The organism is Pseudomonas sp. PvP009 (assembly GCF_017832995.1).
Taxonomy (GTDB): Bacteria; Pseudomonadota; Gammaproteobacteria; order Pseudomonadales; family Pseudomonadaceae; genus Aquipseudomonas; species Aquipseudomonas syringae.
In genome coordinates this window covers 2,220,357-2,246,366 of the sequence record NZ_JAFIBG010000001.1, presented here as the reverse complement: position 1 = coordinate 2,246,366, position 26,010 = coordinate 2,220,357, and the positions used below count along the sequence as shown (strand labels likewise).

Sequence of the window (26,010 nt, the reverse complement as noted above, 5' to 3'; positions counted from 1 at the left end):
ATGGTTAATTAAAAAACTCGACAGCTATTGCGGTAGCTTCACCGCCGCCGATGCAGATCGCCGCAATGCCACGCTTGAGTTGTCGATGCTGCAAGGCCGCCAGCAGCGTCACGATGATTCGCGCACCCGAGGCACCGATCGGATGGCCGAGCGCGCAGGCACCGCCGTTGACATTGACCTTCTCGTGTTCAAGCCCCAGCTCGTGCATCGCCACCAGCGGCACCACGGCAAACGCCTCGTTGATCTCGAACAAATCGACGTCGCCCAGAGTCCAGCCTGTCTTGCCCAAAAGGCGCTGAATGGCCCCTATCGGCGCCGTTGGAAACAGGCCCGGCTGATCGGCAAACGCCGCGTGTGCATGAAACACCGCCAGAGGCCTCAGGCCACGCCGCTGAGCCTCGGACTGACGCATCAACAGCAGCGCTGCTGCGCCATCGGAGATAGAACTGGAGTTGGCCGCGGTGACCGTGCCGCCCTCGCGAAAAGCGGGTTTGAGCGTGGGAATCTTGTCCGGACGCGCCTTGGGTGGCTGCTCATCGTGAGTGATTTGCCTCGACTCTTTGCCCACGGTGACTTGCACTGGCACGATCTCGGCGTCGAAATGGCCTCCGGCAATGGCCTGTTGCGCGCGAGCCAGTGAGGCCAGGGCAAACGCATCCTGTGCCTCGCGACTGAAACCGTTGAGCCCGGCGCAGTCCTCGGCGAAGGTGCCCATCAGCCGGCCTGGCTCATAGGCATCCTCAAGGCCGTCGAGAAACATGTGATCAAGCACCTTGCCGTGCCCCATGCGATAACCGCTGCGCGCGCGGTCCAGCAGATAGGGCGCATTGGACATGCTCTCCATACCGCCAGCCACCACCACCGCAGTACTGTCTGCCAGCAACAGGTCATGGGCCATGATTGCGGTCTGCATGCCGGAACCGCACATCTTGTTGACCGTGCTGCACAGCGTCGCATGGCTCAGCCCGGCACCCAGTGCCGCCTGCCGAGCGGGTGCCTGACCGAGGCCTGCCGGCAGTACACAGCCAAACAGTACATGCTCCACGTCTTCAGGCTCGATGCCTGCGCGCTCGACAGCGGCACGGATGGCGATCGATCCCAGCGCTGTGGCACTGAGGCTCTGCAGGTCGCCCTGAAAACCGCCCATGGGCGTGCGCACGGCACTGACAATGACCACAGGATCTTGATGAGGGGGTGTCCTTTCGATGGACATGGCTATCTCCAGTCTTGTTTTTATAGGTACGGTGGAATCATCAACCTGCTGCCTTGCAGACGCAATGGTTGAGGCAGGCAGATTAGCCGCTATCCCGGCATCGTGCCCGGCGCGCCGAATCTCTCATCACTGGCGAGGTCTGAAGATCACTGAACCTGACGCTGGAGCACACTAATGTCGCTACGCCTGATCCGCGCCCTGCTCTCCGGGCTGCTCATCCTCGGCTTGAGCGCCTGTGCGCTGATTCCCCATCGAGACCCGCTGACAATCAGCGTCGTGGGTATCGAACCCATCCCCGGTCAGGGTCTGGAGCTGCGCATGGCGGTAACGTTGCGGGTGCAGAATCCAAACGAAACCGAGATCAACTACAACGGCGTGGCGCTGGACCTCGACGTGAACGACAGGCTGCTGGCCTCCGGGGTCAGCAACCAGAAAGGCACTGTAGGACGCTTTTCCGAGGCAGTGCTGGTGGTGCCGGTCAGCGTGTCGGCATTCGCGGCCCTACGCCAGGCACTGGGGCTCAGTCAGAGCCAGCGTCTGGACAATCTGCCCTATACGCTTCGCGGCAAGCTGGCTGGCGGCCTGTTCGGTACGATGCGCTTCAGTGACAGCGGCACGCTGGATTTGCGCCAGGCAGAGGGAGATCCCTGGTAACAAGTCATTACAGGTGGTAATGCCTGTCGGGGTTTGGCAGGGTAAACGGGACGATACAGGTGGCATGCTTTCTGCTGGCTGACTGCAGCGCATGCTCTGCACCTCCCCACCCTCAAGGAAGATTTGCCAATGACCCCACAGACCGCGTCAGCACGTTTTTTCCCGACTTTTCTGGCCCTTGTGACGCTGATGCTCAGCCTGTGCATGGCACCGGCATGGGCTGCAGAAAAAAGCGCCAAGCGCGGCATCGCCTACGACATCGCCTTGCCCGCCGACCTGAGTGCGTTATCTTCGGGCTTGAGCTGGTGGTACAACTGGAGCCCCAGGCCCCATGACCGTCTGGCGTCTTACGATTACGCCTCGATGTACGGTGTGGATTTCATCCCGATGGTGTGGAACGGCAACGTTGACGACGGGCAGTTGAAGCAATACCTGCTGGCTCACTCAGCCATCCGCTATCTGCTGGTGATCAATGAGCCGAATTTGCTCGATCAGGCCAACATGACACCCGAAGCGGCGGCCAGCTTCTGGCCTAGGCTGGAACAGATCGCCGCCCAGACCGGTGTAAAGCTGGTGGGGCCAGCGATGAACTGGGGAACCATGCCAGGCTACGGCGACCCGGTCGTGTGGCTCGATGCCTTCTACACGGCCTATCGGTCGATGAATCAGAATCGGGACCCGCGCATCGATTACCTGGCTTTTCACTGGTACGACTATGGCTTGCCGGGGATGCTCGACCGACTGGCAAAGTACGGAAAACCCTTCTGGGTCACCGAGTTCGCCAATTGGCACGCCCCGGATGACGGAGCGCAGATTGATTCAGTCGACAAGCAGAAACGGCAGATGGCGGAGATGGTCGCTACCCTTGAGCAGCGCCAGGACGTGTTCAGATACGCCTGGTTCACGGGCCGGATGAACCCTGACCCGCACTTTTCAAGCTTGCTGGACGCTGAAGGCAAGCTGACCGAACTGGGCCAGTATTACCTGTCGCTGCCACACAGCGAGTAACACCGCGCGGCTCGGTCAACGCATCTTCGCAGCCTCTCAGCGAGGCTGCGCCGATCTCGGTCAGGCCGCTGATGATGTGCTGGGTGTAGGGAAATGACTGATCGGGTTCCAGGACTCTTGTCGAGATCAACAGCCCTTCCCTGACCAGCGTGTCGACCGTCGCCACACAGACATGGATCGCCGGGGCGCTTGAATACGCGCGCACCAGCTCCCTGTAGATCTGACCGAAGGTCAGTTTTTGCGGTTTGCTGAAGCACAGGCGACCGACGATGCTCAACACCGCGAGGTCCACCCGCTGTTTTCCGTCACTCACCACTATTGCCTTTAACGAAATAAAAATGACGCACCATCGGCTGATTATTCCTATCGCCCTTGTGCCATCTGTACAGGGCAACGGTTGATCGATACTGCACAATTTCACGTCCAGTTTTAATGGAATAAATAGTAAGGGCGTCGTTGATTAATGTTCACTCCACGCGGTGAAAACCCCTTTAAGCGTTCATTAATTCATGTGGACATCTCGATACTTTCTCTTAAAGAGCCAGCCTTTAAAACGCGCACGAACCACGAGGATGCGAAGCTTACCAGCTCGCTAAACCTAACGACAATTAGGTTTATTAAAAAACAATAAAACCCCATATAAATGTAATATCTTGGCTATTAATTGCTTTTAAATTGTAAATTTAACGATTTTATTCTTAAAATTCTGTCTAGATCATCTGGATTCATCTGAGAAAACCACGTGATAGCCATGTGGCATCATTTATTAAAATCTCCATTGCTCATACTTTAGTGGCCTGTGAACTGTTTACTGTCGCGCTGGACTGAGTGTTCAGCCGAGCCCTGCGCCATTGCAACAGCCGTCCGTTTTTATCCTGCAAACCATCAATCGAGATTCAATCGATGAATAGATCAATGCTGTCTGTTTTCAGTGCAGTACTTCTGTGCGCGCAAAGTGCCTTAACTTTCGCCGCAGACTCAACTTCCAGCACACCTGCCACCGGGTCCGATCAACAGATCCGGACGCAGGTGGAAGCCAAGCGCGACCAGTTGTCAGGCGCCGACAAGATCAAACCAGCCCAACAACAGAGCTCGTCGTCCATGCTCGACGCGCCGGTGGACACCGACGACGCCCCTGCCCAGGCACAACGACCATGAACAACCTCAATCAACCGATCACATCGACCGGAAGGACACTTGCCTTGTCGGCCTTCAAACAGACGCTGGGCCTGAGCCTGCTGACGTTCAGCGTCATGCAGGCCAACCTTGCACTCGCCGCCGTGACCCCGGCGACCGGCAACGAAGTCGAGGCGCGTGTCAGCTCGATTCTCGACAACATGAGCCAGTCGGAAAAGATCAACTTCACCCGCGTCAACGACGGTCACATGATCCCGTCCCTGCTCAAGTGGGGCATCAAGGGCACCGTGGCGTATGACTCGTCCATGGGCGTGCACGTCAACAACGCCACATTCGGCGCTCAATACCCGTCGCAGTCTGCACTGGCAGCGACCTGGAGTATCAACCGGGCCAAGGAATTCGGCCTGGCCATCGCTTATGAAACGCGCATTTCCGGCGGTCAGCAGATGCTCTCGCCGGGCGCGAACCTGTACCGGACGCCCTACAACGGCCGCTCGGCAGAATACGTCAGCGGTGAAGACCCGTTCCTCGGCGCCGTGCTGGCACCCGCTATCGTCAACGGCATCCAGGCCCAAGGTATCCAGGCGAGCGGCAAGCACTACCTGGCCAACGAGCAGGAAGCCAATCGTCAGGCGATCGACGTCAAGGTCGATGAGCGCACCCTGCGCGAGCTGTACCTGCCAGGCTTCGAATCGATGGTGAAGAACGCCAATGTCGCCTCGATCATGTGCGGCTTCAACAAAGTCAACGGCGACTACGCCTGCGAAAACCATCACCTGATCACCGAAGTGCTCAAGGGCGAATGGGGCTATCAGGGCATGGTCATCAGTGACTTCAATGCCATTCATGATGCCTTCAAGGGCGCGTGGGCCGGTACGGACATCGACATGCCCTCCGGCCTGCAGTTTACCGAAGCCAATCTCCTGCCGTACCTGTGGAGCGGGCAACTGACTCAGAACGTGATCGACGACAAGGTCAAACGCAACCTGCGCGGCATCGTCAGCTATGACCTGCAGAACAACCTCAACACCGCCAAGACCCTGGAGCATCCGGAATACGGCATGCGTGCCGCGCTGAATACCGCGCGCGAATCCATCGTGTTGCTGCGCAACGAGAACACCGCTGCCGGCAAACCGCTGCTGCCGCTGGACCGTTCGGCAAAAATCGCCGTGATCGGCAACTGGGCGCACGACGTACCGGCATCGCCTTTCGGCACCGCTAACTCACCACCCAACAGCTACGTGACCGAGCTGAGCGGTTTGCAGCAACTGGCATCCAGCAGCAGCGATGTCACGTATCTGCCAGAGATGAGCCTGAATCCGGCGAGCTCGGTGTGGTATCAGCCAGCAACCGGCGACAACGGGATCAGCAACGCCGGGGTAAAAGCCGAATACTTCTCCAACACCAGCTTTTCCGGTGACCCGGTGCTGACGCGTGTCGAGCCCGGCGTGAACCTGAACTGGACAACCGGCAGCAACGTGACCAACGCAGGCAGCACTGCGGTGTCTGGCTTCAGCCCGACAGCCGGTGCTTTCTCGGCACGTTTCACCACCACCATCAAGCCCACCATCTCGGGTGCTCAGGCGTTCAAGGTGCGGGCAGATGGCCCCTACAAGCTCTGGGTCAACGATGAACTCATCGTGCAGAGCGACGGCGTGCCTTACTCGGGCGATGTGGTGAATGCGCTGACAACGTCGGGTAAAACTGCTGCATTGTCGGCCGGCAAGACCTATACCGTGAAACTGGAATACCAGCGCGTACAGGGCAATTTCATTCCCGCACTGGGCGGCCTGACCGGCGTACAGATGAGCTGGGCTGCGTTGCGTCCGCCAAAGGACCTGTCGAAATACGATGCGGTGGTGGTTGCGACCGGCACCACGTCTGAAAACGAAGGCGAAGGTTCCGACCACGGCTTCGATCTGCCGGACCAACAGGCGGAACTGATCAGCTTCGTCGCCAAGGCCAACCCCAATACCATCGTGGTCATGCACGGCGGCGGCGTGGCCAACATGCAGCCATGGGCGAACAAGGTCGGCGCTGCACTGCAAGCCTGGTTCCCGGGCCAGCAAGGCGGTCAGGCACTGGCCGAGATTCTCTACGGCAAGGTCAACCCGTCGGGCAAGTTGCCGGTCACGATCGACAAGAACATCGAGGACAACCCGAGCTATGCCTCTTATCCGGACCCGGCGGCCTACCGCGGCAGCAACCCGCTGACCGAGATGACCTACAGCGAAGGCCTGTACATGGGTTATCGCGGGTATGACAAGAAACACGCCAAGCCGCTCTATCCATTCGGTTATGGCCTGTCCTACACCACGTTCAGCTACAGCAACCTGAAATTGTCGACCAACGTGCTGACCCCAGGCTCGACGGTTGACGTGAAATTCACGGTGACCAACACCGGCGACAAGGCAGGCTTTGAAGTGGCGCAGCTGTACGTGCAGCCGGTCAAACCTGCTGTTGACCGCCCGGAGAAAGAGCTTAAGGGCTTCACCAAGGTGTACCTGCAGCCTGGCGAGAGCAAGACCGTCAGCGTACCGATAGACTCGCGCTCCCTGGCTTACTACGTCGACAAGACGGCAAGCTGGGACGTCGATGCCGGGAAATTCAAGATCCTCGTCGGCGCGGATTCTGAGAACCTCACGCTCAACAGGACGCTGATCACCCTGTACCCGGAAAAACTGACCACGCGTGACAGCAACCCGCTGCCATTGCCACTGCGCAAGGCAGTCCAGGTCAGCGCTGCACAGACCTACTGATGCACCCCGTCAAGGCTCATGGATGAGCCTTGATATCCCTTCCCAATCGCTGCACGTAGATATCGAAAACCGCCATGACATCCACGTCCTGGGGGCTTCGCAGCCACTGAATCTGCAAGCCGTCCATGACCGAGAAGATCTCCTGGGCCAGGGCTTTGACATTGATATCGCCGCGCACTTCCCCCGCTTCTATCAACGCCTGCAAATGCCCGCGTGCGTGTTCGTGGGTCAGATGGAATCGTTCAAGGTGCCAGGCCCATGCCGGGTGCGCCTTCGACAAGCTCTCGGTATTCATCAGCAACGCGGCCTGACACTCCTCGGCGCTCTCGATACTGAAACTCATGCTCAGCTTGAGAAACTTCAGAAACCCTTCAAGCGTCGGCTCGGTGACCAGATCCTGAAAACGCGAGGTGACCCGCTGGTCCCTGCGTTCCAGCAGGGCGGCGAGCAGTGCTTCCTTGTTGGGGAAATGGTGCAGCAACCCTACCGTGGTGATACCGGCAAGCAGTGCAACCTCGCGCATCGACGCGCTCGAATAGCCGTCTCTGGCAAAAACAACGGTAGCGGCGTCCAGCAAGGCCTTTCTGCGCATGTCTCCCTTGGGCGCGCGGCGACGCTTGGGTGGGGCCGTTTCTGCGGATTCATTCCCTGATTCTTCGATGACCATAAAAACCTGATAACGCCTTGATTCAATGTGCCCCGACGCTCATGACCGGGGCCCTGCTGGTAAAAAACCGTTTCGCCGTCAGCGACGCCGTGGTGATGGAGACCAGCGCGATGAGCGCATTGCCGGTAAACATGCCGGGCAAGGCACCACTGCTGCCAAACCAATGAGTCCCGGCGAAGACGAACGGCACCGTACCCGCCGTTGCCCTCAGCCAGGCAAACACCGCGACCCACCACGACCTGTTCATGGTCAGGAATACCGCGATGGCGACAAAATCCAGACCAATCAGAACCCAGAGGCCACCGCCCCACAGGCAAAAGGCCATGAACACAGCGCGAGCTTCGTCCCCCAATTGGTAGAGGTCGGCAATCATGCCACCACAGAGCAGGAGCACCAGCCACACCACCAGCCCGTAGCAGACCACCAGCCGCCGGGTAAAAATGACCGCAGAACGCACGCGATCATCGCGGCTCGCACCAATGTTCTGACCCAGCACCGGAGCCAGCGCGCCAGGCAGGGCAAAAAAAGCGCAGTACGAAAACTGTATGACCCGATCCAGCACCGTCATCGCGGCCAGAGCGGAAGTGCCAAAGGCCGATAGCGAGGCGACAAGATAAGCCAAACCGACCGGCGTCGCCAGATTTGCCGCCATCGCCGGGAGCGCCAGCCTGAAAGTATGCCGCGCATGCAGACGCAACAGTTTCAGATGGCGGGTAAACACCATGCCTATTCGGCTGCGCACCCAATACAGCCCGATGGATGCTGAAACTGCTGCGGATACGGCAAACGCGATCCCTGCACCGTCGAGCCCCAGGCCGAGCCCGAAGATGAAAAACGGGTCTGCCACTGCCAGCGTGGCGGCAGCGGACAGCACAACGCCCATCGCCCGGCGGTTGTCACCAATGGTTCTGAGCATCTGCGCCGACATCTGCATCACCGCCTGCAACGCGGTAAAAGGCAGGGTCAGCCAGATAAAACTGCGCGCTGCTTCGTAAGTGGCCGCCTCGGCACCCAGCCATCGCATGATCGGCACGATGAACGTCAACTGCGCGGCGGCGGCCAGACCGCTGACCGTGATCACCATGAGCATCAGGCTGCCAGTGAGCCTGGGTATCGATCTGGCCGCACGATGGCCGATGCGCGCGGAAAGCACCGACGCCCCGGCGATGATCAGGCCGGTTGCCAGCGCGCCGTTGAAAAACATAAGGACCTTGGCAATGCCGACCGCCGCCAGAAGCACGGGGTCATGCAGCATCGATACGTAGACCAGCGTGAGAATGTCGACCAGAAAGACGGCGAACAGGCTCAAGGCGCTGGCACTGGCGGTGACGACGATATGACGCGCTACGCTGCCTTGGGTAAATCTTGCACTGGCTTGGGCCATCAACGTTCTCAAAAGGCCTTACGGATCAGGAAGGCAAGACACCCTCACCAAGACGCCCTCACGCTGTACCGTGAAGAACGATCAGCGCCGGATTGTCGGGTCGCTGTCGGATGTGCTGCTACCTGCTCGCCGCCATCAGACGATTCACTTCACTGCGGACCATGTTGGCGTATTCCGGCGGACTCATGGTATCCAGCTCGGAACGAACCCACTCAGACCACTTGCCCTTGCGCTTGGCGCGCTCGCCCATCAGGCGTGCCGCCTCGCCTTTTGCCTTGCCCAGATTGCTCTGCCACAGTTCGAACAGCCGGGATTTTTCGTCTTCGAGAGCGGTACGCTCAGGGAGCGGCCGATTGGCCAGATTGAAACTCATCACAGTCACCTACGGCTAAAAACGGCTGCATCTTACACCCGTAAGGGGCATTGTTTGCAGAGTCTTGCGTCGGGTCATTCAAGCAATTGCAACTTTTCAGGATGCGCGAGACTCCATTGAACACTGTTGCCACCACTTGAAAGGAATACACCCATGGCTCGTAAGACCCCTGCTCAACAAGCTGCCGATCAAATCAAGGATCAGGCATTCAGTGACCTGCAGGCACTGATCGAAGAATCCGACAAACTGCTCAAGGAAAGTGCTGCTCTGGTGGGTGAAGAAGCAGAGACACTGCGCGCACAGTTGAGCGCCAAACTCAAGCAGGCACTGGACTCGATGGCCAGCGTTCGCGACCGCACCAAGCCGGTTGTCGAAGCGACCGAAACTTACATCGGTGGTCACCCATGGCAGACCGTGGCTATTTCTGCGGGCTTTGGCCTGGTAGTAGGCCTGCTGCTGGGTCGTCGTTGATCGACTGATGAACGGCATCGCGGGCCAGGTTGCTGGCCCGCGATGCTGATGCAGTAACGCGTGATGAAGCAGATGTAAACCTGGCGAATGCCTTAGCGGGTGTGCTGTACCACAGACGGCTCGGCAAAACGGTGCGATTTGGTCACCTTCGCCTGTAACGCCACGCGCTCTTCCTCGGCCTTGGCCTGGCTTTCATAAGGCCCTATCAATACCTGCTGTTTCCCGTCCACGTCCACGATGATCGGGGCATAACTGCGCTCGAGCAACCAGGCGCTGGAATCGCTGACCGCCTCCCGCGAGTTCATCTGAATGAACCACTGCGGCGTAGAGACCGGAGCAGTCGCTGCCGTCCCCTGGACTTTATCCCTGGCGGGCCCGCCTCCATCGCATCCGGCCAGAGCCAGTACCGCTATCATCATTACCGTCTTGCGCACGTAGGTTTGCTCCTCGTCTGAAGTGGCGCGAGTCTACCATCGCGGCGCGGCCCGTTGATCACCTGTGTCGAGGTGTCGCACTGCCTCTGGAATGACGTGAAGTACCTGCAATACGGGGCTATCACCACATCGGGCCGGTTTGGCGGCAACCGCCGATCATGTAATCAGATATTTCTTTGCATATAAACGCCACACGAAGTGTCACACGACTGCGACCATGTTGATCGGTGGCTTGCCGCCATCGATGCATTAGAACAGGAGTTCATCATGTGCGACGACCGAAATCCCCTGCATTGTTTCATTCCGCCTTACATGCTCGAGCGTATGGCGCAGTCCCCCAAGAACCTGGTCAGCGCCCGGGCCATTGCCAACCTGACGAGCAGCTCGGCATTCCTCGCTTCCCGCCTCTCTGCGCGAACCATGCCATCCATGCACGCGATCAAATCGCCTGACGGACGAAAGCACCGTGTGATTCATGATGCCAAAGGCACTGACGACCTCCCCGGCGCGGTAGTGCGCAAGGAAGGCCAGGCAGCGACGGGCGACAAGGCGACCGATGAAGCCTACGATGGCTCAGGCGACGTCTATGATTTCTATGCGCAGCTGTTCGAACGCAACTCGCTGGACGACAGTGGCATGTCGCTGGTCTCGACCGTGCACGTCGCCGAAGTGGATTTCAACGGCGAGCATGTACCGCTGAGCAACGCTTACTGGAATGGCAGCCAGATGGCTTACGGCGATGGGGATGACCTGGTCTTCAAGCGCTTTACCGGCAGCCTTGAAGTGATCGGTCATGAACTGACCCACGGCGTGCAGAGTTTCACCTCGAACCTTGACTACCGCGGGCAATCCGGGGCCTTGAACGAGCACTTTGCCGATGTATTCGGCATGCTGGTGCGCCAGTGGAAGCAAGGCACCAGCGCCGCCGAGTCGGACTGGGTGGTGGGCAAGGAGTTACTGGTGCCCGCGCCGACGCGACGAGGCATTCGCGATATGGAAAAACCCGGCACTGCGTATTCCAACGATCCGGATCTGGGTGATGATCCGCAACCGGCGACGATGGCCGACCTGTATACCGGAGCCAAGGATCGCGGCGGCGTGCACATCAACTCGGGCATTCCCAACCGGGCATTCGTGCTGGTGGCCAAGGCGCTGGGCGGAAATGCCTGGGAAGTGGCGGGCAGAATCTGGTATGAAACGATGCTGGAGCTGGCCTCGGACAGTCAATTCATCGACTGTGCCAAGGCCAGCGTAAAAATAGCCTCGGACCCGCGCTTCGGCCCCAAAGCCAAAAAAGCCGTGCAGGCGGCCTGGAAAGAGGTCGGTCTCAAGGTATAGCCAAAGCGTAACCACCTAAAGGTGCTTGAAATGAAGGTCTGTCTAGTGCAATCCGGCGGTTTTGCAGGTGCAGTCAAACGCTGTGAAGTCGATACAGCCACCCTTGAGCAGCCCGAAGCCGAGCAGTTGCAGAGGCTGGTGAGCGATAGCGGCCTGAATCAGTCCAGCAGTGCTTTCAATGACGAAGCGCGGGACCTGAATCAGTACGAAATCACCATCGAGGATGACGCCAAGGCAATCTGCTTGACGTTCGACGAACACAACGTGCCTGCATCTGCCCGCCAGTTGCTCGGCTTTCTCAAGCAACGCGTCAAACCGGGCAAGCTCTGAGACAGGCCCTTTGCCAAAGGACTCTGGCCGCAGCGATGCCCTTTCGTCGACAGATGGGGGGCATCGCTGCTACCGGATTCGCCACCATGACTCCGCGCATGGAATAATGGCGCAGTGACATGTGAACCACCCGACACCCTGGCGGTCAATGATTTGTACCGATCTGCTAGCGTTGACCGTACAAAAAAAAACGCTTCACACTGCCATTAACGAGGTATCTTTTCGTGCTGCGCGTTCTTACCTCCTTACCTCTGCACCAATGGCGTCGATGAGCACTGTGCATCCTATCGAACACTCTTCCGGCCTGATTATCTGCGAGCACTGCGACTCGCTCTACGAAGCCCATCCTCTGCAGCCCGGCGAGGCAGCATTCTGCCTTCGCTGCGAAGCACTGCTCGGTCGCGGCCATCGGGTGACCATAGAACAGTTGCTGGCGTTGACCATCGCTGCAGCGATACTGTTCGTATTCGCCAATCTGTTCCCGGTCATCAGCATCAATATGAAGGGCCTCTCCAACGAGGTGACGCTGTGGCAATCGGTTGAAGCCCTTGCTCAAGGACGTATCACGATCATTGCCTTGGTGGCCGGTCTTTCGATCATTTTTGCGCCGCTATTGCAGATCGTCCTGCTGTTCTGGGTGCTGGTACACGCGCACAAGGGCATCGTGGCGCCCGGCTTCAGAACCTGCATGCGCGCCCTGGAGCACTTGCGCCCATGGAGCATGCTCGAAGTGTGCATGCTTGGCATTCTGGTGGCGATCATCAAACTGTCCGGGATGCTCGACGTACACCCCGGCGTCGGGCTCTGGGCCATGGCAATGTTGATGGTGCTGATCCTGCTGATTGCCAACAAGGATATCCGCCGGTTGTGGGACGAACTGGGAGTGCAGCCGCAATGAACGGCATCCCTTTCGCCCATGAACACAAGCTGTGCCTGTGCCATACCTGCGGTTATGCCTGCCAGGAGGACGCTACACGCTGTCCGCGTTGTGATTCACCTGTGCACAAACGCAAACCCAACAGCATCAGCCGCACCTGGGCCTATCTGATCGCCGCGCTGATTTTCTATATCCCGGCCAACGTACTGCCGGTGATGTACACCAACCTGCTGGGCAACCGCAGCGAAAGCACGATCATGAGCGGCGTCATCGAGTTTTTCGAAAGCGGCTCCTGGGACATCGCCATCCTGATTTTCGTCGCCAGTGTTCTGGTGCCATGCATCAAGTTTCTGGTGCTGGGCATGCTGCTGATCACCTGCCAGCGTCGCAGCACCTGGGCGATGCGCGAGCGCGCGCGCCTGTATCGCTTCATCGAACTGATCGGCTACTGGTCGATGCTCGATGTGCTGGTTGTAGCCCTTGTGGCGTCTCTTGTTCAGTTTCGCGAGCTCAGTACTATCGAGCCGCGAATCGGTATTCTGTTTTTTGGCTTGGTAGTGGTGATGACGATGTTCGCCGCCATGAGTTTCGATCCCCGGCTTATCTGGGACGCAGAGGTTGAAGATGTCTGACAGTACCCTCCCCCCGCCTGCTTCAGTGCCACGCCCTGAAGTCAAACGTCGTCGCCTGCGTGTCTCGCTGATCTGGCTGGTGCCAATCGTTGCCGCGATCATTGGCATATCCATGGCCTTGCATGACTGGATGAACATCGGTCCCAGAATCACTGTCAGCTTCCTGACAGCCGAAGGTCTGGAAGCCAACAAGACCCAGGTCAAATACAAGAACGTGGTGATCGGCATGGTCACGGATATCAGCCTCAGTGACGACCGCACGCATGTGCTGGCCACCATCGAGCTGAACACCAGCGCTACTCCGTTCACGCGGGTCGACAGCCAGTTCTGGGTGGTGCGCCCGCGCATCGGCGCACATGGGGTTTCGGGTGTAGACACGCTGCTTTCGGGTGCTTTCATCGGTGCCGACGCAGGCAGCGCCGAGGAAACCAAGGCCAGCTTCACCGGCCTGGAAACGCCGCCGCCGGTGACCTTCGGCGAAAAAGGCAAGCGCTTCACGCTGCACACTGACGATCTGGGCTCGCTGGACATCGGCTCACCGATCTACTTCCGCCGCATTCAGGTCGGTCAGGTAGTGGCCTATGACCTGTCCAAGGACGGCCGCGGCGTCGACATCCAGATTTTCATCAACGCTCCGAACGACCAGTACATCACTACTGACACACGCTTCTGGAACGCCAGCGGTGTCGACATCACCGTCGGCGCCTCAGGGGTCAAGGTCAATACGCAGTCCCTGACCTCGATCATTTCCGGCGGTATCGCCTTTCGCGAGCCGAACTGGAGCCCGGATTCGAAGCCGGCGGACGAGAACGCAGAATTCAAGATATTCGATGACCAGGCCACGGCGATGGCACCTCCCGACGGCGAGCCACGCTACATCCGCATGCGCTTCAATCAATCGCTTCGCGGCCTGACGGTCAACGCGGCGGTTGACTTCCTCGGGGTCAACATCGGCAAGGTGGTTTCGGTGGATCTGGACTACGATCCGGCCACCAAGACCTTCCCCGGCATCGTTGGCGCAGTGATCTATCCCAAGCGCCTGGGCGCAGCCGAGTCCAAGCTCAAGGAACTCGGCGGCTCGGGCGATGAAGAAGAACAATCTGCCCGCGTACTGGGTGCCTTTGTGGCCAATGGTCTGCGCGCGCAGGTGCGTAACGGCAACCTGCTGACTGGCCAGCTGTACATTGCCATGGAGTTCGATCCAAAGGCGCCGAAGGTGGCGTTCAACGCCAAGGCCCGACCGCTGGAGATTCCGACCGTGCCGGGCAGCTTCGACAAGCTGCAGGAGCAGTTGCAGGCATTCGTCGAGAAGCTCAGCAACTTGCCGATCGACCAGCTGGCGGGCAACCTCAACGGCACCCTCAGCGAATTGCAGAAAACCCTCAAACAGGTCAACAGCAGCGTGTTGCCGCAGATGCGTGGCACCTTGCAGCAGGCCGAGAAAACCCTGGGGACTGCCAACGACTCGTTCGCCGAAGATTCACCTGCGCGTCAGCAACTGGGCCAGGCCATGGATGAAGTGCAACGTACCGCGCGTTCGGTGCGGGTCCTGACCGACTTCCTCAGCCGCCACCCGGAATCGCTGATTCGCGGCCGTACGGGCGACGCAGCGCCACGTTCGTTCAACGCCCCGTCCTCGTCCCGAGCCATTGATCCGGAGCCAAAACAATGACCTTGCGCCTGAAACTGATGGTACTTGCCGCAGCAGTGGGCCTGGGTGCCTGCACCTCGACACAGACCCACTACTACACGCTGATCGCGCCGATGAGCGCGACCAGCACGGCCGCCAGCAAACCCATGCCGTTCCAGTTCGAGATGCTGCCGGTGATCATGCCGGTGCAGGTCGACCAGCCGCCGCTGGTGGTTCGTCAGGGTAACGGCAGCCTGGCCATTCTGGACACCGAACGCTGGGGATCACCCCTGGGCGACGAGTTTCACGATGCGCTGACCCCGCAACTGGAACGTCGCTTCGGCAGCCGCGACATGGCCGGCTTGCCGAAAAACAATGACCAGCCAACGCTGTCGATCCGTACCGACGTGCGGCGTTTCGAGTCGATGCCCGGCAACTACGCCCTGATTGATGTGGTGTGGACACTCGGGCTTCGCGAGGCTGGCGCCACGGCGGGCAGCAAACGGCAAAGCCTGACCTGCAGCAGCGTGATCCGCGAGGAGGCCGGTGAAGGCATGGAAAATCTCATCATTGCCCACCAGAAAGCGGTTGCGCATCTGGCAGACAAGATCGCCGCCACGGCTGCGAGCTGGACCGCACAGCGCGCATCGCGCTGCCTCTAACTCTATCGGGAGGTCTGCGCAAAAGACCTCCTGTTTTCGCCGAACTCAGCCTGGAACCCTCCGGCCAGACGCCTGGGCATCGCGGCTCAAAGCGTTCAATTCGGTACAAAAATGTATCACCCTGGCGGATTCCTACGTACACTCTGCCACCTGTCTGGTACGTTAGTACCTGATTGGACCAAACACTCAACTCCTCGCCCTTGCAGGGATGTCTGATCAGTCGACGCCAGAAACGCTTGTTAACCCTGACTGTAGCGGTGCACAGTTTATCGAGGACAAACGGATGACAGGGATCGGACCGCGGCTTAAAAAGGAACGTTTGCGCCTCAAGCTTTCGCAAAGTGCACTGGGCGCGATAGGTGGCGTGGAAACCAATGCCCAGGGTAACTACGAAAATGGCGTCCGCTCTCCCCGTGCGGATTATCTGTCCAGCATTTCGGATGCCGGAGTGGATGTTGCCTATGTGGTCACCGGCCTTAGTGCTACGCGTAATGTCCCCGCTGTCATAACGTCGGACAGCCACAGCTGTGGCCCGCTCAACCGCGTCGTCGATCGCTTGCACGGCAACCTGCACGACGTGACCCAGAACCTGTATCACTTCACCCGCCTGATCGAATCGAACGCAGGCGTTGGCAATGTGGACAGCAATCAGCTGGAAAACATCAAGAATGACGCCGAAGCGATCACCGTCGCCACCGTGCGGCTGATCTACATGACGTCACGAATCAAGTAACGCGCAAGTATCGCGTGCCGCCAAGGTTGCTCATTGCGCCGCAAACGCCTTGTCCCTGAGTTTGTCCAGCACCAACGCAATGAATGCCGACACCGCTGGCGGCAGATGCTGTCGGCTGGGATAAAGCACATGCAAACCATGGCTGGTGCGCTGGTACCGGGGCAGTACCGGCACCAGCCGGCCATCCCGCAGATCCGAGCGGATCAGCGTCGCAGGCAACAACGCGATACCAAGCCCGGCGAGGGTTGCCTTGCGCAGCGCCTGCGCGGTGTTGGCATTAAACCGGCTGGCAATGTGTACCTCATGCATCTTCGTGTCCGGACCGAGTAACCGCCATGCCGTGACGCCGCCGCGATGCGCGGCACTGACACAGCAATGACTGTGCAGGCTCTGCAGGGAATCAGGCATGCCATGAACGGCAATATAAGCAGGACTGGCGACCATCGTGTCATGGCCTTCATCAATCAGTTGCCGCCCTACGTACCCAGAGTCCTGCAAAGGGCCACCCCGAAAGGCGATGTCCAGCCGGTCAGCGATCAGGTCGGCGTGATCATCACTGAGCACGAACTCCAGTTGAACACGCGGGTAACGGGCAAGAAAACCGGCCACCCAGTCCATCGAGAAAAAGTCGAAGAAATCAGCCATCGCTGCGATACGCACCAGGCCACTTGGCTCATCGCGCCCGGATGCAAGCTGCTCTGCGGCTTCCATCACCCCGTCGACCGCGCCCACGCATCGGTCGTAGAACTCCTCTCCAGCCTGAGTGAGCACCAGCTTGCGCGTCGATCGCTGCAACAGTCGCGTGTCCAGTTGCATTTCCAGTTGCTGAACCCTGCGGCTGATCGTATTGGACGGCATGCCCAACTGCCTTGCTGCCTGGGCAAAACTGCCGCTGCGCACCACCTGCACGAACAGCGCAACATCGTTGAGATCGAACGCCACGCCCGGATTCCTCGTATTTATGGATCAGTCCAAGCCAACTATACCGACTAATCAAGCAATCCATTGAAGCTTATCATTTGCGCTCAGGCATCAAGGCCCAGAGGAGAACGCCATGAACAGCATCGTCAGCATTCAGCCACGCGCCATCGTCCATCGCACTACCGGCAGAACTCGCGGGCCGATCACCCGACTGGTGAGCCCGGGCGATCTGGGTCAATTGTTGAAGCCTTTCGTGTTTCTCGATCGAATCTGCTTCACGTCAGAGCCGGGGAAAACGGGATTCGGCATGCACCCGCATTCGGGTATCGCTACGCTGACCTACATGATCGAAGGCGAACTCGCCTATGAAGACACCACCGGAAAATCCGGAGTACTGCTCAGCGGCGGTGTGGAATGGATGAGCGCCGGCAATGGCGTCTGGCATGACGCCCAGCCAGTAAACGGTTCGGCTGTGAGGGGCTTTCAGCTATGGGTCGCACTGCCCGCCGCGCAGGAAAATGGCCCGGCACAAAGTGTGTACCTGTCGGCAGCGCAGGTTGCGCAACAAGGCCCGGCAAACGTGCTGCTGGGACGCTATGGCAGCGCAAAAAGCAGCCTGCCAGCACCGGAAGGCATGAATTATCTGGCAGTACAGCTCAAGGATGGCGAGCACTGGCGCTACACACCACCCGCAGGCCATAGCGTGGGCTGGCTGGCAGTCAACACCGGACAGCTCGACGCAGGCGGTCCGGTCGGCGCGGGTGAACTGGTGATTTTCGAGGAATCGGATCGCCCCATCGACATCGTCGCCAAGGGTGATACCCACTTCGTACTGGGATCGGCAGTCAAGCACCCGCACGACCTGGTCACAGGCTACTACTCGGTACACACCAGCAAAGCCGCGCTGACTCAGGGCGAGCTGGAGATAGACCGCATCGGCGCACTGTTGCGCGAGGAAGGCAGGCTCTGATTGAGCAGCAGCCTCCTGGTCGAAGACTGGTTACGCCCTCATCTGGACAGCGGCGCACTGGAACCGATACCTGAGCCTTGGTGACAGCGCTTTACCGGGTCGCATCTGTACTGCCCAGGGCGCCGCTACCTGCCCTCGCCGCTGAAGACTTTCCTCGACTTTATCAATGCGCGCTGGGACACATCAGCACACAGGCAGCATCAGCTCATCGCCACAACCGGACCCACGCCACGACGCGCTGGCGCGGCCATGGCGAACAGCTCATCGACGCGTCTGACTTCATCCGCACTCGGTTTAATGGCAACGGCACAGGCAACGAAGATGCACGCATTGAAAATCAGACCGACGATGCCACTGGTCAACGAGCCCAACGCCGGAATGTCATCCGGGTAGATCGTGGTCAGCACGATGGCGATCACGATCCCCACCAGCATGCCGGCAATCGCGCCCTGCTTGTTGCCATGACGACTGAACACGCCGAAGAACAGCGGCACGGCCAACTGGATGATGCCCTGATAGGAAATCTGCGCCAGCAATTGCAGACGGGCGTAGTCGAAGGTCAGGTACGCCAGCAATGAGGCCGCCGCAATGAACACCACCATGCCGACCTTGGCGAGAATGGTCTTCTCGCGATCACTGCGTGGCTTGCTCCAGGTCGCCAGGTCATTGGCAAACTGCGTTCCGCACACCTGCACGCAGCCGTCGACATGGCCGATACTGGCCGCCAGTACGATCATGATTGCTACGCCAAGCAGCCATGGCCCGCCGATATCGAACAACGACAGGAACCAGCCGTGTTGCGGATGAGCCGCGACGTTCGGGTCCTGGCTGATTGCTGCGGCGAAGAGCATCAGAATGCCGTAGAAGCCGCCGACCAGCAGGATGGTCAGCAGCGTGCCCTTTTTCACCGAGCGCACGCCGCTGGCGGTATAGATGCGCTGAAAGCTCATCGGCCAGCACATCGAGCCGATCACGCCGGTGAAGATCAGGCTGAACATGTACATCGGCCCGTAGGTACTGCCTGTTCCGCCGGGGATTACCAGCATGCTGGCGGGCAACTGCGACAGGTTGCTGAACGAGGCCTGTGCACCGAACAGCAGAAAGATGCACAGCGCGGCGCACAGTACATAGGCAATCAGTCCCTGATACATGTCAGTCATGATCAGGCCGCGCATGCCCATGCTCACCGTCCAGTACTGACGAATCAGGATCACCGCCACGCCGACCAACAGGCAGGTGGTCACGCCCCAACGACCGAAGCTGGCGAACTGGAAAAGCGTCGCGAGGGCCTGAATTCCCATCACCACCCAGGGGAATACCGAGATGATGCCGATGATCGAAGCAATGCGTTTGACCACGGGACTGTTGAAGCGCATGCCCAACAAATCCGGTTGGGTAGTCAGGTTGAAGCGCTTGCCCCAGGTCCAGGCACGATTGGCCATCAGGTACATCGCGGTCACGCCCAGCGTAGCGTAAACCATGCCGTAAAAGCCCAGCGCGCCACCGACCGACAAGGCGAAGAACGCCGTGAACGTTGCGCCCGGCCACCAGGAGTTGGTGTAGCACATGGCGATGAACCATGGCCCGTAAGAGCGGCCACCCACCGCGTAATCGGAAAAGCTCTCGCTCTTGCGGTTCGTCGCGTACAGCACTGCAATCATGCCCGCCAGAAATACACCGATCAGGCCGAAGGTGATGTAAAGATCCGAAACCATAGTCGTACTGATCATTGCCCGTCCCCCTCTTGTGGAATTTCACCCAGCAGCGACTCGACCACGTACAGCATCCACAGGCCCAGCCCCATGAGCACCGCGATCAGAATCCAGTAGAAGATCGGCAGCGGAATGCCCAACACCAGCAAGGCGCTGCCGCTGACCTTTAGGTAAAACGGCGGAAACAGCGCCATCATCAACAGCGCGAAGAAGTACAGGCCAAACACCAGATTCTTCAGGTGGCCGGGGGTAGAAAGGGACGGAACGTTACTCATGGAGTGCTCCTTGAATTTCAGGATCTGGCTATGGATAAGTGATCGGATAAAACTCAAGCAGTGAAAGAAACACGCGGTTACCCGCTACTTTTTTATTATTGAAATACGTGTCTTACGTGTTCGAAGGCGCGCCGGAAGAGATCGACTCAGACCTGCCGCAGCCAGGTTTCCCATTGCGAATCATTGATGATGCTGCGCGCGCGCATGTGCTTCCAGGTGCCGTACTTGTAGAAGTCGAAGTCCAGTTGCGACACCGCGTGCTGCACCATCGCCCAGGTCGACCATTTGATGTCGGCCAAGGCTTTGTTGAGCTTGATCCGCGCTACGGTTTGCGCGCTGACCTGGCCGAAGTAATCCTCGATCAGCGCCAGCTCCATGTCGTCGCTGAAAAACATCTCGCCAAACCACAGCGCCAATTCGTAATGGCGGTCGTTGTTGGAGGCATACTCGAAATCCACCAGACGAATCTGGCGATCCGCGTTGAGCATGAAGTTGCCTGCCAGCGTGTCGTTCATGCACGGCGCAAGATCGATCCCGGAAGCTTGCAGCGCCGCTTTCGCGCGCTGGTATTGCAGGCACAACCAATCGTCATCCTGAGGCTTGATGCCCTTCAGTTCAGCCACCTGGCTCTGATGCTCGGCGATCATGTCGAATACGGTCTTGGTCTGTTGCAGCAACGGTTGATCGTTGAATGCCTTGAGCCCGTGCAGGGCACTGTGGCGTATGTCGCGCTGCAGAAAGTCATGGTTGGACGACGCCCGCCAGCCCTCCATGAACTCGAACACCTCGACACCAAAGGCTTCGAGGAAGGCGAAAACCGGTGCGCCATAACCGGTTTGCGCAGCCTTCACACTGGCCTCGTGGGCGGTGTGACGGTCGATGAACATCTCTGTGCCGACGCCTGGCACCTTGAAGAAGTACGCCGTGTCGGCGCCCTCGACCTCGACCCGCCAGTTGGTGTTGGAGATGCCCCCACTGACAGGCTCGTAGCCAACGCGGCGGCCATGCCAGCTGTCGATGCTGCGCACGGCGGCTTCCAGTTGTCGCTCCTGGGTACTGACCGACTGCCCTAACGTTTTCATGCTCTACCCTCCTGAACCTGACGCATCCAGCCTTCCAGCCGCGGGTCCTGAACGCATTGTCGGCAACGTAACAGCGTCCATTGCCCGACCTTGGAAAACTCCAGTGGCCGCGAGGACGTAGTACCGGCCCAAAGCCCCCACAGTGTCCAGTACCAGTCGTTGATCAGCGCATACAGGCGGCACACGGCGTAGTCGTTTTCCAGGCATTGCCCGGCCCACGCGCTGATCCCTTCGCGCCACTGGCGCTCGAACGAATAAAGCTCATTGAGGGTAATCGCCACGTCGTACCACGGATCCATGCAGCCACCGTAGTCAAAATCCACCAGACGCAACTGGCCTTCGCTGGACACCATGACGTTGCTGGACACACCGTCGCCGTGCAGCGGAGCCGCTTGCACGGATCGGCTCTGCAGCGCCTGCCAGGCCATGTCGACGCAACGGTCGATCCATTGATGCTCGGCAGGCAGCGCAACGTTATCGTGCTCGCACAGTGTGCGCAGGCGCTGGATATCCGCCATCGGTGAACGCACGACATCAGGCACAGGTCCGGCATGCACCTGCCGCTTGAGTGCCCACAGCGCTTGAAGCCGGCCGGGTGCGAGCAGATCGTCGAGCCGCGCAGCTCGCCAGTCGACACCCAGGTCCTCGAAGATCAGCACGCCATTGGCCTGGTCTGCGCCAAGCAGGCGCGGTGCCGCCGCGCTACGGCCGGCAGATTCGCTGGCCTGGGCTACGTTATCGAAATCGATCAGTGGCGCCATGTCGGCATGCAGAACCTTGGCGTAGCAACCGCCTTGCACGCTGCTGACCCGAAAGCCGGCCCACTCGGTCGACAATCTCGAAGGCGAGGCCACGCCCTGGGTAACGTTCTCGATCTCGGCGTCTGCCGCGAACCCGCAAGATGTCAATGCGCTGCGCAGGCGCTTGGTCAAGTCGTCGGCATATGACATGGTCAGCCCCTCAACCAAATGACGCGGATGAGGTACAAGCCCGATGCAACAGACCGGTCAGCATGCGCAAACCGTTGTGCATGTCCTGATCGCTGGTGTATTCGGCTTCGTTATGAGAAACGCCATTGCTGCTGGGGATGAACAGCAGGCACACGGGATAGCGCCTGTTCAGACTGATGGCGTCGTGACCGGCAACGGTCATGCTGTCGGTGGTCGACAAACCCAGCTCGGCGCCTACGACATGCGCCAGTGCAGCGAACCCGTCATGCAGCCTGGCAGGTGAGCGCAACACGCTGCTTTCCACTTCAAACGATGTCATGGTCTTGTCGGCGATCGCGCGCAGCGTTGCATCCAGGCGTTCCGAGGCAGCACTCAGCAGATCGACATCGCGGGAGCGGTATTCGATCAGCAGCGAAACGCGCGAAGGCACCACGTTGGGCGAATTGGGGTAGACCTCGATACGGCCTACAGAACTGTGCATCTGCACGCCGTGCTGCAAGGCTTCGTCATGCACCGCAGTGATGGTATGTGCGGCGGCCAGCAACGCATCTCGACGGGCAGCCATGGGTGTAGGGCCCGTGTGATTCTGCTCACCGTCGAAACGTACCCGCCTTTTCAGGGCGGCCCAGGTCTCGCGCACCACGCCGATGGCGGTCTGGCTGCTTTCCAGGCCTGCGCCCTGCTCGACATGAATTTCGACATACCCGGCAATGTTCAAATCAACCCGGTCGTTGCCAAGATAACCGATAGCCTGCAGGGCGTCCTTGAGACGGATGCCGTCGCCATCGCGGCTTTCCCAGGCGTCGTCCAGCGTCAAGGCACCGGTGAACACACTACTGCCGATCAGGCTCGGCTGAAAGCGCGCGCCCTCTTCGTTGGTCCAATTGACCACTGCCAGATTGCAGCGCGGGACTTCGCCACGCTCAAGCAATTGCCGCACCAGGCTGGACACCGCCACGGCACCGGCAAGCACGCCGTATACGCCATCGAAACGCCCGGCACTCGGCTGGCTGTCCAGGTGTGAACCGCAGAGCAGATAAGGCGCGTCGGGATCAAAGATCATGAGGCCGAACAGGTTGCCCACCGCGTCGATGCGTACTTCGAAGCCGTGCGCTTCGAGCCAGTCCCGAAACAGGTCACGTACCTGTCCGTCTTCAGCCGAGGCCGCCAGCCGATGCAGGCCTCCGGCCGGAGTCGCACCGATGGCCGAGCTTTGCCGAAACACTGCTTCGAACGCTGCCTGATCAGTTGCGCTCGGCTCGATCAGCTCAGGAATAGAGGGTGTCGACATGATCTTTCTCCAGGCGTGTCGCAAACTCGTCGGATAGCGCGCGATTGGTGACCAACGTCGTGATCGCGGCAAATGGCAGGGTATTGATAAAGGTGCGATGACCGAACTTGCCATCGTCGGCCAGCACCACACTGCGCGTGCAATGCCTGACCAGCGTCCTGCGCAACATGGCTTCCGGCTCCTGGTAATCCATCAGGCCGAAGTCCAGATCAATGCCGCCGATGCCCATGAAGGCAATGTCGTAGTGAAACTGCCGGGCGAACTCCAGTGTATGGGGGCCGATCAAGGCGTTGTCGGTGCGCCGCACATCGCCGGGCGCAACCAGAACCTGATTGTCGCTCTGGTGCGATATCAGTTGGGCGATGTCCAGCGAATTGGTGATGATCTTCAGCTGACTGAATCGGGTCAGTTGCTGGGCCAGCGCCAGCGTCGAGGTACCGGTGTCGAGGAAGATCGCCATGCCTTCGCTGACCAGTTGCGCAGCGCGCACAGCGATGCCCGCCTTGGCGCGAGGCTTGAGTCTGCTGCGCTCCTGCAACGGCAATTCTTCGCTGGACCTGGGCAGAATGGCACCGCCGTGAATGCGCCTTAACCTGCCCTCTTCCTCCAGATGCTTGAAGTCGCGGCGGATAGTCTCTTCGGAGACGAACAGCAATTGTGCAAGGTCCGACGCCTTGACCCGCTGCTGTTGAACGAGCAGGCGCATGATTTCGTCCAGGCGCGGCTGATTGAGCATAGGGGTAACATTCCGTTGCAAAGTGATGACTCCAGTGTCCGGCCCCTTGGGCCGCTGATCCGTGTGCGAGAGCGACATGTCTATTGCCCCGAAACCGGTGGCAGGTGCTGATCCCAGGGCGCAATGGCCTCTACCGCGGCACAGAACTGCAGCACCTGGGCATCGGCAAAGCGTGGGCCGACGACCTGCAGACCGATCGGCAGTCCTGCGTCGCTCCGCCCACAAGGCAAATTGGCGGCCGGGTTGCCAGTGATGTTGAAAGGGTAAGTGAACGGTGTCCAGCGCGCCCACGGCACAGCGCCGTCCTGCCCGGCATAGCCCACATGGGCTACATCGTCTGCGGCAAACGGCAGAATCGGCAGGGTGGGCATGAGCAGCAGATCGTAATCGTCAAACAATGCGTGCACCTGATTGGCGAACGCCGCACGCTGTTGCAGGGCCTGCAGATAATCACTCAGGCTGTACTGGGCAGAGCGCCTGATCAGATCGGCAAAGCCCGGATCGAGCTGGTCCAGCTTATGCGCAAGCGCCTTGCCATAGGCGATACCGCGCCCGGCGACCCACAAGGTTTCGAAGGTCGCCAGCGGGTCCTGCCAATCCGGCTTGAGCGTGCTGACCGTAACGGGTAGCGACCTGGCGATATTACCCACGGCGGCGTCAACCGCTGCGGCGACTTGCGCATCGACCGGGGTGTCGAACAGCGTCGGGCAGAAGCCGATGCGTAAGGGTTGCAGCGGCTGGTCGCAACGGGCCAGAAAGGACTCGTCGGGGGCTGGCAGCGCCTGATGATCGAGTGGATCGGGGCCCGACAGAATGTCGAACAACAACGCGCTGTCGCGCACGCTTCGGGTGATCGGCCCGGCATGACTGAGCATTTCGGTGGCCGACCAGGGCCAGGTGGGAATACGCCCCAATGTGCCCTTGAGGGCAAATGCGCCACAGAACGAGCCCGGTATGCGTACCGAGCCGCCGCCGTCCGAGCCCAAGGCCGCAGGAACCATGCGCGCCGACACGGCAATGGCCGAACCGGAGCTGGAGCCGCCGCTGGTGAGGCTCGGGTCCCACGGGTTGCGCCCGTTGCCGAACACCCGCGACGTACTGGCGCCCGTCCAGCCGAACTCGGTGGTCGCGGTCTTGCCGAGAATGATCGCGCCAGCGTTTTTGAGGCGACGGATGATGGGTGCGTCCTGAACCGGCACCGACTCCAACGCAGTCAACGACCCCCGCGTGGTGCGCAGCCCGGCAGTGGAAAAGAGATCCTTGATGCCAAAGGGTATGCCGTGCAGCGGCCCGCGTACCTCACCGCGTTGCAGTTCGGCTGTCATGCTTGCGGCCTGTTCAAACGCGGCCTCGGCATACACATCACCGAATGCATTCAGTGTGGAATTGTGGGTTTCAATCGCTGCAAGGCATAACTCGGTCAAGTGTATCGGCGTCAGGCCCCCTTCGCGGACACGCGTGGCAGCCTCGATCACGGTAGGCATGGAAGATGGCTTGGACTCAATCAAAGCAGATACCTCTCAGACACTTATGCGCAACGCACGGCACCAACGACTGTCGGCGCATTACATTCAGCAGGCTCTGATGAGTCAAGTGGGTTTTGTTGGATATATTGAATTTGTGGTTTTAAATTTTGTAACAGCACCGTCGCGGTGCCAAAAAACGCGCAAAACGCCGCATCGCACAATTGCGGTGCGTGATTAAAACCAGAAAAGAGAGGGGGAAGTCGGCCAGAAAAGACTGCGCCTGTCAGCGGCGCAGTCCTGTCATT

The 26,010-nt window shown here is 59.5% G+C and carries 26 protein-coding genes and 2 pseudogenes; 14 read left to right on the top strand and 14 right to left on the bottom strand.

Going from position 1 to position 26,010, the window contains the following annotated elements:
• Positions 1-4: 4 nt before the first annotated feature.
• Positions 5-1,213, bottom strand: a complete 1,209-nt coding sequence (locus tag JOE29_RS09985; protein WP_057406955.1) for an acetyl-CoA C-acyltransferase — start codon at positions 1,211-1,213, stop codon at positions 5-7.
• Positions 1,214-1,387: 174 nt separating this feature from the next.
• On the opposite strand from JOE29_RS09985, the gene JOE29_RS09980 reads away from it, so the two are divergent.
• Both JOE29_RS09980 and JOE29_RS09975 read left to right on the top strand, forming a co-directional pair.
• Positions 1,388-1,867, top strand: coding sequence for an LEA type 2 family protein (locus JOE29_RS09980; RefSeq protein WP_003411342.1), 480 nt, complete (start codon positions 1,388-1,390; stop codon positions 1,865-1,867).
• A 129-nt stretch (positions 1,868-1,996) separates the two neighbouring features.
• Positions 1,997-2,875: a glycoside hydrolase family protein gene (locus JOE29_RS09975; RefSeq protein ID WP_074955375.1), complete on the top strand. Its 879-nt coding sequence runs from the start codon at positions 1,997-1,999 to the stop codon at positions 2,873-2,875.
• Positions 2,876-2,912: 37 nt separating this feature from the next.
• Here the strand turns inward: JOE29_RS09975 and JOE29_RS25650 are convergent.
• Positions 2,913-3,236, bottom strand: a pseudogene (locus JOE29_RS25650) (hypothetical protein); the annotation flags it as partial.
• Between the two features lie 554 nt (positions 3,237-3,790).
• On the opposite strand from JOE29_RS25650, the gene JOE29_RS09965 reads away from it, so the two are divergent.
• Together JOE29_RS09965 and JOE29_RS09960 are read left to right on the top strand one after the other, a co-directional pair.
• On the top strand, positions 3,791-4,033 hold the full coding sequence (locus JOE29_RS09965) for a hypothetical protein (protein ID WP_057406958.1): 243 nt from the start codon (positions 3,791-3,793) through the stop codon (positions 4,031-4,033).
• Entirely contained in the window at positions 4,030-6,771 is a 2,742-nt protein-coding gene (locus JOE29_RS09960; RefSeq protein WP_074955372.1) for a glycoside hydrolase family 3 C-terminal domain-containing protein, read from the top strand. Before JOE29_RS09965 ends, JOE29_RS09960 begins: the two co-directional genes overlap by 4 nt.
• Before the next feature lie 16 nt (positions 6,772-6,787).
• Here the strand turns inward: JOE29_RS09960 and JOE29_RS09955 are convergent, their stop codons facing one another.
• From JOE29_RS09955 to JOE29_RS09945, 3 genes are all read right to left on the bottom strand, one after another.
• A complete protein-coding gene (locus JOE29_RS09955) occupies positions 6,788-7,438 on the bottom strand; it encodes a TetR/AcrR family transcriptional regulator (RefSeq protein WP_003394712.1) in 651 nt (216 codons plus the stop codon).
• 22 nt (positions 7,439-7,460) lie between these two features.
• The gene (locus tag JOE29_RS09950) at positions 7,461-8,822 is read right to left on the bottom strand and encodes an MATE family efflux transporter (protein WP_122243158.1); all 1,362 of its coding nucleotides are present in this window, start codon (positions 8,820-8,822) and stop codon (positions 7,461-7,463) included.
• 118 nt (positions 8,823-8,940) lie between these two features.
• On the bottom strand, positions 8,941-9,195 hold the full coding sequence (locus JOE29_RS09945) for a hypothetical protein (RefSeq protein WP_003315380.1): 255 nt from the start codon (positions 9,193-9,195) through the stop codon (positions 8,941-8,943).
• A 153-nt stretch (positions 9,196-9,348) separates the two neighbouring features.
• On the opposite strand from JOE29_RS09945, the gene JOE29_RS09940 reads away from it, so the two are divergent.
• Positions 9,349-9,666: a DUF883 family protein gene (locus JOE29_RS09940; RefSeq protein ID WP_003384070.1), complete on the top strand. Its 318-nt coding sequence runs from the start codon at positions 9,349-9,351 to the stop codon at positions 9,664-9,666.
• Between the two features lie 92 nt (positions 9,667-9,758).
• On the opposite strand, the gene JOE29_RS09935 is transcribed toward JOE29_RS09940, so the two are convergent.
• Positions 9,759-10,100: a hypothetical protein gene (locus tag JOE29_RS09935; RefSeq protein ID WP_003319121.1), complete on the bottom strand. Its 342-nt coding sequence runs from the start codon at positions 10,098-10,100 to the stop codon at positions 9,759-9,761.
• Positions 10,101-10,367: 267 nt separating this feature from the next.
• On the opposite strand from JOE29_RS09935, the gene JOE29_RS09930 reads away from it, so the two are divergent.
• From JOE29_RS09930 to JOE29_RS09900, 7 genes are all read left to right on the top strand, one after another.
• A complete protein-coding gene (locus tag JOE29_RS09930) occupies positions 10,368-11,438 on the top strand; it encodes a M4 family metallopeptidase (RefSeq protein WP_003394709.1) in 1,071 nt (356 codons plus the stop codon).
• Between the two features lie 30 nt (positions 11,439-11,468).
• On the top strand, positions 11,469-11,768 hold the full coding sequence (locus JOE29_RS09925) for a protealysin inhibitor emfourin (protein WP_003342005.1): 300 nt from the start codon (positions 11,469-11,471) through the stop codon (positions 11,766-11,768).
• A 268-nt stretch (positions 11,769-12,036) separates the two neighbouring features.
• A complete protein-coding gene (locus tag JOE29_RS09920) occupies positions 12,037-12,666 on the top strand; it encodes a paraquat-inducible protein A (RefSeq protein ID WP_003315384.1) in 630 nt (209 codons plus the stop codon).
• Positions 12,663-13,277: a paraquat-inducible protein A gene (locus JOE29_RS09915; protein WP_003315385.1), complete on the top strand. Its 615-nt coding sequence runs from the start codon at positions 12,663-12,665 to the stop codon at positions 13,275-13,277. The genes JOE29_RS09920 and JOE29_RS09915 overlap by 4 nt, the downstream gene beginning before the upstream one ends.
• Positions 13,270-14,949, top strand: a complete 1,680-nt coding sequence (locus JOE29_RS09910) for an MlaD family protein (protein WP_003394706.1) — start codon at positions 13,270-13,272, stop codon at positions 14,947-14,949. The genes JOE29_RS09915 and JOE29_RS09910 overlap by 8 nt, the downstream gene beginning before the upstream one ends.
• Positions 14,946-15,569 (top strand): PqiC family protein, encoded by a 624-nt coding sequence (locus tag JOE29_RS09905; RefSeq protein WP_096113634.1) that lies wholly within the window; start codon positions 14,946-14,948, stop codon positions 15,567-15,569. Before JOE29_RS09910 ends, JOE29_RS09905 begins: the two co-directional genes overlap by 4 nt.
• A 283-nt stretch (positions 15,570-15,852) precedes the next feature.
• Entirely contained in the window at positions 15,853-16,302 is a 450-nt protein-coding gene (locus JOE29_RS09900; RefSeq protein ID WP_210079452.1) for a helix-turn-helix transcriptional regulator, read from the top strand.
• Between the two features lie 30 nt (positions 16,303-16,332).
• On the opposite strand, the gene JOE29_RS09895 is transcribed toward JOE29_RS09900, so the two are convergent.
• Entirely contained in the window at positions 16,333-17,244 is a 912-nt protein-coding gene (locus tag JOE29_RS09895; RefSeq protein ID WP_057406964.1) for a LysR family transcriptional regulator, read from the bottom strand.
• Between the two features lie 112 nt (positions 17,245-17,356).
• Between JOE29_RS09895 and JOE29_RS09890 the strand changes: the two genes are divergently transcribed.
• Positions 17,357-18,193, top strand: a complete 837-nt coding sequence (locus JOE29_RS09890; RefSeq protein WP_044312975.1) for a pirin family protein — start codon at positions 17,357-17,359, stop codon at positions 18,191-18,193.
• 15 nt (positions 18,194-18,208) lie between these two features.
• Positions 18,209-18,379, top strand: a pseudogene (locus JOE29_RS25415) (LysR family transcriptional regulator); the annotation flags it as partial.
• A 14-nt stretch (positions 18,380-18,393) separates the two neighbouring features.
• On the opposite strand, the gene JOE29_RS09885 reads toward JOE29_RS25415, so the two are convergent.
• From JOE29_RS09885 to JOE29_RS09855, 7 genes are all read right to left on the bottom strand, one after another.
• Entirely contained in the window at positions 18,394-19,923 is a 1,530-nt protein-coding gene (locus JOE29_RS09885) for a sodium:solute symporter family protein (RefSeq protein WP_017278523.1), read from the bottom strand.
• Positions 19,920-20,180: a hypothetical protein gene (locus JOE29_RS09880; RefSeq protein ID WP_044312974.1), complete on the bottom strand. Its 261-nt coding sequence runs from the start codon at positions 20,178-20,180 to the stop codon at positions 19,920-19,922. The genes JOE29_RS09885 and JOE29_RS09880 overlap by 4 nt, the downstream gene beginning before the upstream one ends.
• A 146-nt stretch (positions 20,181-20,326) precedes the next feature.
• Positions 20,327-21,262, bottom strand: a complete 936-nt coding sequence (locus tag JOE29_RS09875; RefSeq protein WP_099314526.1) for a choline kinase family protein — start codon at positions 21,260-21,262, stop codon at positions 20,327-20,329.
• Positions 21,259-22,212 (bottom strand): aminoglycoside phosphotransferase family protein, encoded by a 954-nt coding sequence (locus JOE29_RS09870; protein ID WP_210079451.1) that lies wholly within the window; start codon positions 22,210-22,212, stop codon positions 21,259-21,261. Before JOE29_RS09870 ends, JOE29_RS09875 begins: the two co-directional genes overlap by 4 nt.
• A gap of 10 nt (positions 22,213-22,222) precedes the next feature.
• Positions 22,223-23,503: a Zn-dependent hydrolase gene (locus JOE29_RS09865; RefSeq protein ID WP_210079450.1), complete on the bottom strand. Its 1,281-nt coding sequence runs from the start codon at positions 23,501-23,503 to the stop codon at positions 22,223-22,225.
• On the bottom strand, positions 23,481-24,239 hold the full coding sequence (locus JOE29_RS09860; RefSeq protein ID WP_003315397.1) for a DeoR/GlpR family DNA-binding transcription regulator: 759 nt from the start codon (positions 24,237-24,239) through the stop codon (positions 23,481-23,483). The genes JOE29_RS09865 and JOE29_RS09860 overlap by 23 nt, the downstream gene beginning before the upstream one ends.
• Before the next feature lie 80 nt (positions 24,240-24,319).
• Positions 24,320-25,723 carry an amidase family protein gene (locus tag JOE29_RS09855; protein WP_210079449.1) on the bottom strand — a complete coding sequence of 468 codons (1,404 nt, stop codon included), beginning with the start codon at positions 25,721-25,723 and terminating at the stop codon, positions 24,320-24,322.
• Positions 25,724-26,010 lie beyond the last annotated feature (287 nt).